This window comes from Neorhizobium sp. AL 9.2.2 (assembly GCF_013317225.1).
Lineage (GTDB): Bacteria > Pseudomonadota > Alphaproteobacteria > Rhizobiales > Rhizobiaceae > Neorhizobium > Neorhizobium soli.
Genome location: NZ_JAALXU010000009.1, coordinates 520,500 through 534,177, shown reverse-complemented (window position 1 = coordinate 534,177; position 13,678 = coordinate 520,500). Strand labels below are relative to the sequence as shown.

Annotated in this window: 13 protein-coding genes; 7 read left to right on the top strand and 6 right to left on the bottom strand. The window is 59.5% G+C overall.

The window, feature by feature from the left end:
- Positions 1 to 69: 69 nt before the first annotated feature.
- Positions 70 to 372 (bottom strand): hypothetical protein, encoded by a 303-nt coding sequence (locus G6K99_RS20075; protein WP_156461779.1) that lies wholly within the window; start codon positions 370 to 372, stop codon positions 70 to 72.
- Between the two features lie 376 nt (positions 373 to 748).
- On the opposite strand from G6K99_RS20075, the gene G6K99_RS20070 reads away from it, so the two are divergent.
- The 3 genes from G6K99_RS20070 (at position 749) to G6K99_RS20060 (ending at position 4,213) form a co-directional block, all read left to right on the top strand.
- The gene (locus G6K99_RS20070) at positions 749 to 1,858 is read left to right on the top strand and encodes a PAS domain-containing protein (protein WP_092663482.1); all 1,110 of its coding nucleotides are present in this window, start codon (positions 749 to 751) and stop codon (positions 1,856 to 1,858) included.
- Between the two features lie 13 nt (positions 1,859 to 1,871).
- Positions 1,872 to 2,279, top strand: coding sequence for a response regulator (locus G6K99_RS20065; protein WP_062459470.1), 408 nt, complete (start codon positions 1,872 to 1,874; stop codon positions 2,277 to 2,279).
- Positions 2,280 to 2,416: 137 nt separating this feature from the next.
- A complete protein-coding gene (locus G6K99_RS20060; RefSeq protein WP_174197648.1) occupies positions 2,417 to 4,213 on the top strand; it encodes a PAS domain-containing sensor histidine kinase in 1,797 nt (598 codons plus the stop codon).
- A gap of 30 nt (positions 4,214 to 4,243) precedes the next feature.
- On the opposite strand, the gene G6K99_RS20055 is transcribed toward G6K99_RS20060, so the two are convergent.
- The 4 genes from G6K99_RS20055 to G6K99_RS20040 are packed head-to-tail and all read right to left on the bottom strand — an operon-like array spanning position 4,244 to position 8,957.
- Entirely contained in the window at positions 4,244 to 4,891 is a 648-nt protein-coding gene (locus tag G6K99_RS20055) for a hypothetical protein (RefSeq protein ID WP_092663211.1), read from the bottom strand.
- 2 nt (positions 4,892 to 4,893) lie between these two features.
- A complete protein-coding gene (locus G6K99_RS20050) occupies positions 4,894 to 6,030 on the bottom strand; it encodes a glycosyltransferase (RefSeq protein WP_174197647.1) in 1,137 nt (378 codons plus the stop codon).
- A 12-nt stretch (positions 6,031 to 6,042) separates the two neighbouring features.
- Positions 6,043 to 6,909, bottom strand: a complete 867-nt coding sequence (locus tag G6K99_RS20045) for a galactosyltransferase-related protein (RefSeq protein WP_174197646.1) — start codon at positions 6,907 to 6,909, stop codon at positions 6,043 to 6,045.
- Positions 6,891 to 8,957: an HAD-IIB family hydrolase gene (locus G6K99_RS20040; RefSeq protein WP_174197645.1), complete on the bottom strand. Its 2,067-nt coding sequence runs from the start codon at positions 8,955 to 8,957 to the stop codon at positions 6,891 to 6,893. Before G6K99_RS20040 ends, G6K99_RS20045 begins: the two co-directional genes overlap by 19 nt.
- Positions 8,958 to 8,988: 31 nt before the next feature.
- Between G6K99_RS20040 and G6K99_RS20035 the strand changes: the two genes are divergently transcribed.
- The 4 genes from G6K99_RS20035 (at position 8,989) to G6K99_RS20020 (ending at position 12,932) form a co-directional block, all read left to right on the top strand.
- Entirely contained in the window at positions 8,989 to 10,059 is a 1,071-nt protein-coding gene (locus G6K99_RS20035) for a glycosyltransferase family 4 protein (RefSeq protein WP_113111529.1), read from the top strand.
- A complete protein-coding gene (locus tag G6K99_RS20030; protein ID WP_174197901.1) occupies positions 10,059 to 11,249 on the top strand; it encodes a glycosyltransferase family 4 protein in 1,191 nt (396 codons plus the stop codon). The genes G6K99_RS20035 and G6K99_RS20030 overlap by 1 nt, the downstream gene beginning before the upstream one ends.
- Entirely contained in the window at positions 11,246 to 11,842 is a 597-nt protein-coding gene (locus tag G6K99_RS20025; RefSeq protein ID WP_174197644.1) for a hypothetical protein, read from the top strand. Before G6K99_RS20030 ends, G6K99_RS20025 begins: the two co-directional genes overlap by 4 nt.
- Positions 11,843 to 11,951: 109 nt before the next feature.
- Complete coding sequence (locus G6K99_RS20020) at positions 11,952 to 12,932, top strand: L,D-transpeptidase (RefSeq protein ID WP_174197643.1); 981 nt, start codon at positions 11,952 to 11,954, stop codon at positions 12,930 to 12,932.
- A gap of 4 nt (positions 12,933 to 12,936) precedes the next feature.
- Here the strand turns inward: G6K99_RS20020 and G6K99_RS20015 are convergent, their stop codons facing one another.
- Positions 12,937 to 13,599, bottom strand: a complete 663-nt coding sequence (locus G6K99_RS20015) for a GntR family transcriptional regulator (RefSeq protein ID WP_174197900.1) — start codon at positions 13,597 to 13,599, stop codon at positions 12,937 to 12,939.
- Positions 13,600 to 13,678: the final 79 nt, after the last annotated feature.

The window sequence follows — 13,678 nt, the reverse complement described above, 5'->3', positions numbered from 1 at the left end:
GCTATGCACAATACGCGGCACTACCTCGTTGACGGCTTGAGGATGAGTGCCCATGAGCCGCGTTCTCTCCTAGAATTTTCTGACCGGTGACGGAGCTTTGTCCGATCGGCCTGGCTTTTTCTTTGGAGCCTCAGACGCGAATGCTGCGGGCGGGTACCAGTAGCCGTCGCTGTGGCGCCGGTAGCCCTGACGGCGTTCCTTCATACCGCGGTGGCCCTTGAGCATATGCTGTTTGCCCTGTTGCTTCTGGACAAGCTGAACGTCACCCCTGGAAAGCGGCTTCGCCCCCATCATCTGGGCATTGGCAGTGGAGATCCCGGTCAGCACGAGTATGCCGACCAATCCTGTCGCGAGGTATGCAGAGTATTTCAATGTCAGCTCCTTTGATAGCAAGCGAACAACAGCAAAGGCTCCATGCGGTTCCTATCAGGGATCTGACATTTACGTTTATTTACAGTTATTTACACTTACTGAAAATCGCCTGATCAGCAAGCGAGAGGCGCTCAGGAATATCGGCGCGAACCGATCATATGAGATGGTTGTCAGCCGAGTGCTCGTTTCCGCTGCATCGGTCTTTGGTGTTGTCCCGGTAATATCCCGCACGACGATCAAGATCTGTGCGCTGTTTAGATGCGGCGTCTGAAGCGGCCGCGTGACACAAAGCACCCAAACCGTCGTGTGGCTTTACCGCGCGGAACATTTAGCCAAGAGCACGCGTTGGAAAGCAAATTGTAAATTAGGCATGCTCATGAACGACTCGATCTCGGCGAAAAGGGGGGCACAGGACGCCGGGGACAAGCTTCTTGCAGAGCATTCTTCCAAGGATCCCTTCTCCGCAGCATTCAAAGCAACCCGGATGCCGATGATCATCACGGATCCGCGCCAGTACGACAATCCGATCATCTTTTCCAACAAGGCCTTTAGTGACCTGACCGGATATCCGGCGGACGAACTGGTGGGCCGCAACTGTCGTTTCCTGCAAGGACCCGAGACCGACCCATCGGCAGTTCAGAAGATAAGGGAAGCGATCAGGGACCAGAGGTCGATCGCGATCGATATCGTCAACCACCGGAAAGACGGCTCGACATTTTGGAACGCTCTTTTTATCAGCCCTGTGTTCGACGATCAGGGCGATCCGCTCTACTACTTCGCGTCGCAGCTTGATTTCACGGACGACAAGACGTTGGAGATGCAGTCGGCTTCGGCGCGTCGGAGAGCCGAGGCGGAGGTCGCTGCCCGAACAGCAGAACTCACCCAGGCCCTCGATGCAAAGACGACCCTCGTCCACGAGGTCGACCACCGCGTCAAGAACAACCTGCTGACCATCGCTTCGATCGTGAAACTCAAGGCCAGGAAAACACGGGACGAAACGGTCCGGCATACGCTCCTGTCGGTCCTCAACCGTGTCGAGGCCCTCAGCACGGTGCAACGCAAGCTCTTCATGTCGAACGACGTCGGTCGCTTCGATGTCGCCGACTTTGCCCGCGATCACGTTGTCGACCTTGTGGGATCGCTCGGGCGCGACGATATCCGGATCACCATGGATCTGTCACCGGTTCTTGTGCCCGCCGCCAAGGCCTCCCCACTGTCTCTGATCGTCAATGAACTCATTGGCGATGCGGTCCGACGCGGATTGAGCGTGGGCGGTGGAGAGATCCACCTCGTGGTCAATCGTCCAAACGGGCATTTCATCATCGAAGTCCGCGATACGGCCGATCCGGTCGACGTCGACGAAGAGGATAACGAATTCGGACGGCTGATGCTGGAGACGTGCTGCCGTCAGGTCGAGGCCGAGATCGAACGTGAGGTAGAGGGTCGGCGAACCACTGTCCGCATCATCTTGCCGCTAGATAGCTGATATGGAGCATAGCTTGAAAATCATGATCGTTGAAGACGAGGCCCTTCTGGCGCTTGAGCTCGAAGAAGAAGTCGAGGCGGCGGGCCATTCTGTAATCGGTCAGGCCATGAACCGGAAAAAGGCGCTGGCCATTCTGGAAGGCCAGATACCGGAATTTGCCTTTGTCGATGTGCATCTGACCGATGGCCCGACCGGACTCGAGGTCGGGCGGCACCTTGCCGACCGGGGTATCCCGTACGTATTCATCACCGGAAACCTGAAGCGCATTCCGGAAGATTTCGTGGGTGCAATCGGTGTAATCGAAAAGCCGTATACGATGAACGGCTTGAAGAATGCTCTCGAATACATCGCGCGACTTCTGCGCGGCGACATCGGGTTGAGCGTTCCACCCAGCATTATCGTCGCGCCGCCTGCACCGTGATTGAGACTGATTGAACTACCGGGAACTCCCCGCAACATTCGCCCACTGCCGTCTCGCGGCTACCTTGCACTCGCAGTTCAGAAACGGCCGACAATGACTTCGACACGGATATCCATACGCTTGCGATCGGATACACAATGAACACGGTATCCCAGCGACCGCACGAAGTCGCATTGGCAAACACGATGGATGTTGCTCTCATGGCGGAAATCCTGTCCGCAAGCGACGACTGTATCAAGGTTATCGACCTCGCCGGCAACATTACGTTCATGAGCGCTGGCGGCATGCGCGTCATGGAAATCGACGATTTCGAAACCATCCGCAACTGTCCTTGGCCTGATTTTTGGAAAGACGACGGGAACGCGGCAGCGCGCGAAGCGCTTGAGGCTGCGCGCTCCGGACGTAGCTGTAGCTTTGTCGGGACGGCGGAAACGGCCAAAGGAAACTCGCGGTGGTGGGAAGTGAAAGTTTCCCCAATCCTTGGAGGAGACGGCAAGCCCGATCGGATCCTGTCCATCTCCCGCGACATCACAGGAACGAAAAAAGCGGAACAGGCAGCCATTCGCTCCGAGCGCCGGATGAAGGAAACTCTCGAGGCTGGAAGCCTCGGGTATTGGGAGCTCGACCTCGCGACGATGGCACTCCAGACCTCTGACGTGTGCCGGGAAAACTTCGGTCGTCACAGGGACCAGTCCCTCAGCTATGACGATCTGCAGAGCGCTATCCATCCCGACGACTTGCCCCGCATGCAAGCCGCGGTGGAGGAAACCCTGGCAGGAAGCTCGGACTACGATGTCCAGTACCGCGTCATCCGTCCCGACGGTGTTGTGGCCTGGGTGCTCGCGCGTGGCCAGCTCGTCCACGATGACCGGGGGCAGGCCGTCGCGATGTGCGGCGTATCGCTCGATATCACCGAGCTCAAATCCATGCAGGACAAGCTTTCACGAAGCGAAGAGCGCCTGCAGCTTGCTCTCGGCGCATCGACAATGGTCGGCATCTGGGATTGGGATCTGAAGACGAACCTGATCTATGCCGACCCCAACTTCGCCGAGATCTATACGGTAGAACCGGGTCGCGCAGCCGCTGGCGCGCCGCTTGAGGAATACACCCGGAATTTCCATCCCGACGACATGCCAGCGTTCGAAGCGGAACTGGGGCGGTTGTTCGAGGGACAGTCGACCTTCGATAACGAATACCGCATCATCCAGCCAGGTGGCGGTGTTCGCTGGGTCCACGCAAAGGGCCGTCTTATCCGCGACTGCTCCGGCGAGCCCGTGCGTTTTTCGGGTGCATCTGTCGAAATCACCGAGCGTAAGCAGGCCGAAGAAACACAAAAGCTGCTGATGCACGAACTCGCGCACCGGGTCAAAAACACGCTTGCCGTGGTGCAGGCCATCACCACCCAGTCTTTGCGCAATGCCCAGACGGTGGACGATGCGCGCGACAAGATCCAGTCGCGCCTCTCCGCTCTTTCCAAAGCGCATGACATGCTGACGCAAGAGGATTGGCGCGGAGCCGAATTGCGCGATGTGGTGGCCAACACTGTCTGCAATATCGGGATGCAGGACAGCGACCGCATCAAGGTTCGTGGGACGACCGTCATGCTCGGACCCCAGGCTGCCATGTCCTTCGGCCTGGTACTTCACGAGTTGATGACCAACGCCGTCAAATACGGTGCGCTTTCCAACGAGGTTGGCCATATCGATATCGAGTGGTCTGTCGTGCCACAGGGTGGCGAGAACAGGCTTCAGTTTAGCTGGATCGAAGTGGACGGACCAATCGTCGCCGTTCCAGAGCACAAGGGTTTCGGATCAAAACTGATCAAGTCGAGCCTGGGCTCGATGGGATCTGTTGATGTCGCTTATAATCCCACAGGACTTGTGCTGAAGATGGATGCGTCAATGGCTCAAATCGGGGCCGTGCTCACAGTCTGAGGTGGCAGCAGCTAGCACTTCCCGACAGTGCTAGCTGTTCAGCCATGCGTCCTTGACGTCGGCCGTCGCGTTGTCGGGCTTGGAATCCCCAATGAAGATCAGTACCGGTCCGCTGTTCTTGCGAACCGGATCGTAGAAATCGAGTAGATCAGGATACTCGTTTTGGATGAAGCCCGGGAACGGTTGCTGGTCGCGTAGGAAATGGTCGACCACGACCTGGTCGCCGTGCACGGAGTTGGGAACGGTTCCGCAACTGCCCGGCGCAATCCAGTGATCCGGATCGCGTTTGAACCGCTCGTACAGAAACGAGAAATCGTCTTTGTTCCAGCGCATCAACGCGGTCGACGCTCGAGACTTCAGGAAATGATCCTCCATCACAACGGCATCGCCTTTTGATGCAAGCTCGCTGGCCGAGGACATGAAGATCGTGTCCAGGTCGCAGAGTATGTTGACATCGTCGGAGAGCTCGGGACGGAAAGCCTCGAATTTCGACCACCACTTCGGCCAGTCGTGGCGAAATTTGACGGTCTCGACACCGTCCATTGCCTCATCGAAATCCGTGATACAGACGATGCGATCAAGGCCCGCAATATGCCGCCTCGCCCCGCGGGCAAGGCGTTCCACCCAGATCGGCTCGTAGCGCCCCCCGGAGCGCAGGACGGTCGTCAACGTGACCATGATCAGACGACCTTGAGCAACGGGCTTGCAATACGCCGCGCATCACCCATCCAGAGCTGGTCGCAGAGCTCTTCCAGCCAGTTTGCGGCCCTGGCCGCAGCGGCCGGCTCGTGCAGAGTTGCAAGTGCTTCCGTGTCGAGCTCTTCGGCACGCTGCAGAAGCCCCCGCCATCCCTCGTAATCTCCCGGCCAGTATGGAGCGGAAACCGCTGCACCAAGTCGGACGAGCTCGGATGCCTTGCGATGCTGTTCGGAAAAATACCGCCATTCGGGCATCACCACGAATTTCCGGGCCGCACGCGCAATCTCATGAACCGTGTTGTCGCCAGCGGAGGCCACAACGATATCGGCCGCTGCGATATGGTCCGTGACGTTGTCGACCCAGCCGAGTTCCTTCAAATTGGGGAAATCCGTCTCATGGCCTTCCCGCAGAACAGGACCGGCGACGAGCCACAGCGCATCCGGGACGGCCCGTGCGGCAATCGTCAGCGGCGCATAGGGCGTGCCGCTGCCGCCGCCACCTGTCATGACCAGCACGATCTTCTGATCCGAGGGCAGCCCAAGTCTCTGGCGTGCCTCTGCACGGGACAGAACCTGATCGCGGGTGGTGCAAAGACCACCCGTATAGAACGTCTTGTCGCGAAGATGGCGCGGATAGTCCTGCTGCTCCATACGCTCGTCGAACGGCGCCAGAATGCCGACCATCGCTTCGTAGGATCCGATATGACCGACGTCGTTGCGGTCGCCGTGGAGGCGCATCTGAACTGTTGGGGTGGAGCAGATCCGACCCAACATTCCGATCTCCGACGACACGTCCACGACAAACAGACCAATATCGCGGTCGTCGAGATGCTCGACGATGGTGCGCATCGTTTTCCGCATCGACGGCAGGCCCAAGGGAACGCAGTGCATGACAGATGGTGTAGGCTCATCGAACAGCCGCGCGGTCGGGACCATTTCGCCGATCATGTTCGGCAACGCGACGACTTCGACGCTTGAGCTTACGGACTCGAAATAGTCCGGCCCGGCCGTCAGAACAGAGACCTGCCTGTCCTGGCTGAAATGCTCGGCAATGGCCATGATCCGGTTGGCATGTCCGCGGCCCTGATGATGGGCGAAAAACGCGATTGGCTTTTTCATACTCGATAATTCCTATGAATACAGAACGGTACCGGGCTGTCGCGCGGCCTCAATTTCAGTCGGGTCCGGAAAGCGCAGGACGTCCAGCGCATCGCCATCCTCCTCCCATCGGATCAGCCCCGCCTCGCGGAACTGGCCAAGCCAGTAGCCCATGCACCAGCGGCCATGCTTTTCCTGAAAGAGGCGGGCATTGCGAAGGATCGGGTCGAAGTTGTGCAGAGGCGGTATGAGGACCGGGTGATGCTGGTGGTAGACGCGCGCGCCACCCACCCGGTAGGTCTTCACTCCGGCCTGCTCTGCCGATGCGGCGAAGTCGGTTTCTTCCCCGCCATAACCGACGAAGCGCTCATCCATACCGCCGATCGCTTGCCACGTGCTTTTTCGCAGCGCGAAGGACAGGCCCCAAAGCTGGCCGCCATCCGGTTCCTGCTCGACACGGCCGAATTCAGGAAACCGAGGCTTGGAGACATGCGGTTTGCCGAGCTCGTCGAGCACACCGTAGTCTCCCCGGAAATCGGTCACTTCTGCCGGCAGATACAGAACTTCGCTCAGACAGATACCGTCATGCTCGTTCAAGGCGGCAGAGTAGGATTCAACAACCGTTGGCGACGCGATGCAGTCAACATCGAGAAACATGAGTGTGTCCCCCGACGCCGCGTTTGCCGCCGCGTTCCGCGCCTTGGCAAGCGGCAAGTCCTCTCCCTCGACGAACACGTGCTTGACCGGAAACGGCAGGCTCGGCAGATCCTCGAAAGGCTCCGGCTGCATCCAGGCGATCACGAGCTCCTTGGGAAGGCACGACTGCTCCCCAAGGCTGCGCATCAGGTTGGCGAGATGTCGCTCGCGGCCACGAACCAGGGTCAGGACACTGAGAGACATTCAGCCTCCGCCTGTCTGCGGAAGTGGAGAACACCTTCGATAATGCCTGCCGCGTGGGTTTCTGAAGCGATATAGGAATGGCTGAGTGCAGGAAGCGTGGCCAGTCCATCCGAGTAGTTGGCTACGATGATCGACTGCGGGATGGCCTGAAGCATCTCGATATCGTTGCCGGAATCGCCGGCGACGAATACCATGTTTTCAGACAGTCCAGCACCACGACGGACGTAGTCAACGGCCGTCCCTTTTGAAGCCTTGAGCGGCAGGACGTCGAGGTACCGTCGATGGCTGTGGATCACCGACGCGCGCAAACCTGCCTTTTCCAGCAGTTCCTTGATGCGTGCCACGACGCCGCTCGAGCGGTCACTGAAATAGCTGAGCTTGAAATCGCGCTGTTCGAGCGATGCCTGCGGGGTGAGGAAGCCTGCCTTGCGCAGAACTCTCTCGATGCCGCTTCGGTCCCAGTTCACGGCGATGCGCTCGGCCCAATGCCGGTCATACTCGTAGGAGACGCCGTTCTCGCTCAGGTGATAGATCTCGGATCCGACCGAGGTGATCATGACTTCCGGCCTCGGCACATCCTCCTGTTCGAGAATGGCCATGGCGCTGTGGAAGGAACGACCGGTCGCGACCCCGAAAGACAATCCACTCTGCTGTCGCCGCCAATTGCCAAAGGCGTGCAGATGCGGAACCGATCCCACCAGGGTGTTGTCGATGTCGCTGATCAGTAGCTGCGAGGGCTTTTCCGTCTTGGCTGCGGGCTTGTCGATCAGCTCCGCGAGCAGGCCGTGATACCGTTCGGTATGTCGCGCCCAGTCATAGCAGGCGACAGCACGTTCGCCGGCCTTGGAGTAAGTCTGCCACGTTTCGGAGCAGCCCAGGATTTTCAGCGCTGCGGAAGCAAGACCGTCCTCGTCGCGCGGGTCTATCAAGACACCGTTGCCGCAGGTCTCGACGATATCATTGGGGCCGCCGCTGTCAGTCGCGATCAAAGGCAGACCAACGGCCGAGGCTTCCAGAAGCGTCAATCCGAACGGTTCGTTGAGTGCCGGATTGACGAAAATGCCACCGCGATCGCGAGCATAGGCATAATAGGCTGGCACCAGATCCGGTCGATGCATCTTCGGATAGGCGATCTTGCCGTACAGATCGTAGGTATCGACGAGATGAAGGATTTCGCGCAGGTTGTCCGCGAGATCCGGTTCGAGCTCGTCGATTTCGCAGCGGTTGCCGGCGAGGATCACAAGGTTCGCAGCTTCCTGGAGCGCTGGCGATTTTCCGTAGGCCCGTACAAGCCCGATCAGGTTCTTTTTGGTGACCGGGCGCGCGATGGCAAGCAAGACAGGCTTTTCCGGTTCAGCGAGGAAACGGGCGAGCTGGACCTCGACAGTTTCCGATGACTGGGCGCCCTGAAAAGCATCAAGGTCGCTGCCGGGCGGAAGCACGCGGATTTTGCCGGCGTCGTAGTTGTCATACCCCTTGTACTGCAGCTCAGACTCGTCGCGCGAGGACGCAATGATCAGGGACGCCTGTTCAAGCGCGCATTCTTCCGCCGCAAGACGATGCGTCATGGATGCGTCCGATGCGATTTCCGGCATGGCCGCAATTTTCACCCTGCCGAGCGAATGCCCCGTGAAAACGAAAGGGATGCCCAATTCTGTTTTGATCCGCGCAGCGACGACCGCAGCGTCGGCGTAATGCGCATGGAGAATGTCAGGAAGCCCATGTTCGCGAAGGTGCGCGATCAGCGCGTCGCTGAAGGATGCAACCTCCGCATGCATATCCTCTTTGCTGACATAATCGGGGCGATTGGTACGCAACCGTACAATCGAAATCTGGGGGCTCACGACCTCGGAAGGCCGCTGATAGTCCTCGCCGTGGCCTTCGAAGGCACGCGTTGCGATCACTATTTTGGAGTCGGTGTCAGAGGCTTCACAGGCGCCGACAAGATCCATCAAGTAGCGGATATGCCCGCCGGTATCGGCCGTTAGCCCATACTCGACATTATTTCCGCGCAGACACCCTTGAAGTGCGACATGAAGAACGAACATACACAACCTTTCTGAGCAACAAGGATACAAAATGCTAGAATGCGCACCGGAACTCCCGAAGCCGATAAGGGTTGCGCAGGTTGCACCAAGTATCTTCCCCGTTCCTCCCCGCGATCATGGCGGAACGGAGCGTGTGATCCACGATCTCTGCGTAGCGATGCAACGCCAGGGTTGTGAGGTTACCCTGTTTGCGGCATCCGACAGCACCACGCCGGTCACCCGTATCGGGTCCCTGCCGAGCCTGCAGTTTCTGGAGAGCGAACACGGCACCGTGCCGCCTTCGATACCGGCAGTGCTCGAAAGCGTGACGTTGGATGAGGTTCGCCAGCGGCTCGACGAGTTCGACATCCTGCATTTCCACGGCGAGTTCTTTCACGCGACCCTGCTGGGCGATCAGCGCTCGAAATCGCTGACAACGATCCATTGGCGCGTCGACGAGCTTGACCGGAAGCTGTTCTTCAATGCCTTCCCCGACCTGCCGGTCGCGGCCATTTCAGCGTCCCAGCAACGTGGGATCCCAGAAGCCAACCGCGCTGGCGTCGTCCTTCACGGCGTCGACGGAGACCGCTTCGAGCCCTCCTTTGAGCCCGGGTCCTATCTCGCCTTCATCGGGCGCATGACCGACCAGAAGCGGCCGGACAAGGCAATCGACGTTGCGGTCGAGTGCGGTCACCCCATCAAGCTCGCCGGTACGGTTGACGTCGGCAATCCGCTCTATTTCGACACCTATGTCCGGCCGAAGCTTGGCGATGGTGTCGAGTATGTCGGCCCGGTCGGTGATGCGGCCAAGAGCGAGCTGCTCCGCGGTGCGACAGCGCTGCTGTTTCCGATCGACTGGCCGGAACCGTTCGGTCTGGTCATGATCGAGGCCATGGCCTGCGGCACGCCCGTGATTGCGTGGAACAAGGGTTCGGTCTCCGAAGTGGTGGAAGACGGTGTCACCGGCTTTATCGTCGAGAACGAAGCGCAGGCAGTCGAAGCGGTCAACAAGGTGGGAAGCCTCGATCGCCGCCGCATCCGCGCCCGGTTCGAGGAGCGCTTTACCGCAGACCGCATGGCGCGGGACTATATCGAGATATACAAGAGGATGCTGAAGTCGTGATGCGGACAGCCCTTCTCGCCTGGGACTACCCGCCGTCTCCAAGCGGACTTTCGACGGCGGCCAGGGAGATCGCTATGGCGCTCTCTGGCGAGGGCTGCGACGTGACTGTCTTTACGCTCGATCGCTCGGGAGCCGAGGACATAGACGGCGTTCGCGTCGTCGGTTGTGATATCTCGGATCAATCCCGTATCGGACGCCTGCGCAAATGGGCTGCGATCGGTCACGCCGCCGCACCGCTGCGGTTCCGCCAGGCCGTTTTGCGTGATCATGCGGCAAAGCCCTTCGACGTGGTGGAAGCAACCAACTGGTACGCGCCAGCGAGTTTGCTGACGGGTCGCCACGGATTTGCGCTTGTGACGCGCAATTCGACGCCCGCTGCCTGGAGCAGGATGGCTGAGCTGCCGGTTCGAGACAAGCTGGACGCGGCTGCTGCGGACTTGCTGGAAAAGAAGCAGGCAGGGTCGAGCGCCGGGCTGATCTCCAATACGGACGAACACGGTCGACGGATCGTCGACCTCTATAAGATCAACAGCCAAATACCGCATCGGACGATCGGTCTTTCGCTGCCGCCTGAATTGCTGAAGACGGCACAGTCATCGCCCTACCCGGCTGGAGAGGAACCTGTCAGAATCCTGTTCGTCGGACGTGCGGAACAGCGCAAGGGTTTTGCAGAGCTGATGGGCGCGGTAGAGCTCCTGGCCGCCGAAGTCGCTTCCGGAACACTTCCTCCGTTTCACGTCAATCTGCTCGGCGTGCCGTCCGTCGATCTGCCGTCGCAGATGAGCGCTGTTGCGCGCGAACGGGTAACCGCCCTGGGCCGCCAACCCGACGAAATGCTCCACGACCTCTATCGGCAGGCTCATATCGTTGCGGCACCGTCGCGATACGAAAGCTTCGGACTGGTTTACCAGGAGGCGATTGCGTTCGGGCGGCCCGTGGTCGCATCGGCTGAAGATCCGAGCGCGCGGGAATTCGTCGGAGCGACCGGAGCCGGGCTACTCGCGGAACGAACGCTTCCCCAGGACATCGCAGCCTCATTGCGATCCCTTATCCAGTCGCCACAGTTGCGCGAACAACTGCATCACCGCGCCGTGCTGGCCGCCGGCCGTTTCGATAGACCCTATCTCGGTCGCGAGACCATGGCGCTCTACCGGCAGGCAATAGCCAAGTCCGGAAAGGCAAAACCGTGAAGGACGAGACAAACATCCGAGACGAAAGCCATATCGCGATCATCGGCAACTCTCCTGACTTCGTCGATGCCGGGCAGATGACGGATCGCTGTGACTGGGTCACGCGCTTTAACAATACCGCTGGGTTCATGGACGTCTCGGGGACGGAGATCTCCGAACTGGTTCTCGTCAGCCGCGGCGGACAGGCGACCGAATGGCTGGCCGACCCGGAGTTCACCAATCGCCCCGCGATGCGAAAAGCCGCACTGATTACCTTGGTTTTTCCGCCGAGTTCGGATCCCGGCGACGAATGCGGCGCCTTGGAGCTGACGTCGTTGCTGGAGGGCATCGGAAAACGCGTGCGCTATATCGAGCAATCCGTTCACGATCAGGCCCGACAGGAGCTGGAGGCACGTGGCGCGGCGCCGGACGCAGCCTTGAGCTCGGGCTTTGTCTATGCGTTCGAAACCCTCCTCAATCGCCCGGAAGATGCATCGCCTGTGATCGTGGCGGGCTTTTCGTTCGAAGGCTGGGACGGTCATGCCTGGGCCGCCGAAAAGCGCTGGTTCGAAGACATGCAGAAGTCGGGACGGCTCGATATTCGCGGGCTGTAAACCCGTCGTCAGGATAACGGTTGGCGCGTTCTGTGGCTGTCCAAGCCGCTTGCCCGACCAGAATTTCTAAATCGACGGAACTTCGGTCGGACTCACGCCTTCTAACGCCATGAAAAACAAAATCCTGCTCGTCTCGCTTCTATCCTCAATCACATTCGGAGCCGCGCAAGCGCAGGAATTGACCGCTGAGGCGGTCAACAACGCGAATATTGCGGCTGTTCCGCCAGAGCCCGTCCAGCAGCAGGAGAAGCCTGCCCCGGATCCCGCGATCATTCACCTTCAGGTTCTCCTCGATCGCGCCGGCGCTTCCCCGGGCGTGATCGACGGCCTGGACGGAAACAATGTTCGCAAGGCTGTCGCGGGTTTCGAAGCTCTGCAGAGCCTTCCCGTCGACGGGAAAGTCGACCCCGACGTGGTTACCCGTCTGACAGAGGATCAGCATGTCATCGGTCCATACCAGATCGATCCCGATGATACTGCAGACATCGTCGCCGAGATTCCGAAGGACTATGCCGAACAGGCCAAGATGGAGCATCTTGGCTTTACCAGCGTCGCTGAAAAGCTCGCCGAGCGGTTCCATATGGACGTGGACCTCGTGCATGCGCTGAACCCATCGGCGAAATTCGAGGCCGGCGAAACCATCTTGGTCGCCAACATCGGTGCGCCCCGCGCCGGCGTCGTCAAACGGATAGAAGCTCGTCGCAAGGAAGGACAACTGGTCGCTTACGACGATCAGAATGCTATCATCGCGGTTTATCCGGCCACGATCGGGAGCGAGGATAATCCTTCCCCCTCCGGCAAGCATAAGGTCAACGGCGTCGCCCGTAACCCGACCTATGAATACAATCCAAAAATCAACTTCCAGCAGGGACAAAACAAGTCCAAGCTCACACTCCCGAGCGGTGCCAACAATCCGGTCGGAACGGTCTGGATCGATCTGTCTGAGCCGACCTACGGCATCCACGGCACACCAGAGCCGTCGCTGATCGATAAGGCGGGCTCGCACGGTTGTGTGCGTCTCACGAACTGGGACGCCGAGGAACTGGCCAGCATGGTGAAGCCCGGCGTGATGGTCGAATTCGAAGACTAAAGCGTTACTTCGTCACGCGCGCATAGGCGCCCAGAATGAGCCGTTCGGCGCGCAGGAGGTAGGCCTCGAGCATGATGGATGCTTCCTGCGCGCGACCCGCTTCCAGTTCGGTGAGGATCTCGAGGTTCTGGTCGATGAACGGACCATGCAGCAGCTCCGGATCGCGCAGTAGGCCGAAGACGAGCCGCAGTTCCAGCGATATCTGTGCGTAGAAGGCCGAAAGGCGTGAACTGTCCGCGAGTTCGACGACGGCGGAATGGAATGCGATATCGGCAGTACCGACGCTCAACCAGTCCTTCGTCTCCCGCGAGAGTGCCGCCGCCTCGACGGCCTCCCTCATCTTGGCCACGCCCGGATGGCGCGGATGCGCATTGGCAATTGCCGAGCATTCGATAACCCGCCGGACGCGGTAGATATCGATGATTGTTGCCATGCTGGGCGTCGAAACGAAAACGCCCCGATTGGCTTCGTATCGCAGCAGCCCTTCCTTGGTCAGAATGCGGAATACTTCGCGCAACGTGTTGCGTGATACCTGCATCTCGTCGCTAAGCGTCAATTCTGAAAGGTGACTGCCGGGAGTAAGCCTGCCGGAGATAACCTGTTCGCGGATACGACTGGCAACGCTTTCGGCAAGCGTCTGCACCGGCTCGCCCGGACGCGCAATCACTGGACCGTTGCCGTCTGGAACAGAAAGCACGCCTTTATCAGCGCCTTGCAGTTTGCGTTCAGCCAAGCCTTTGCCCCTC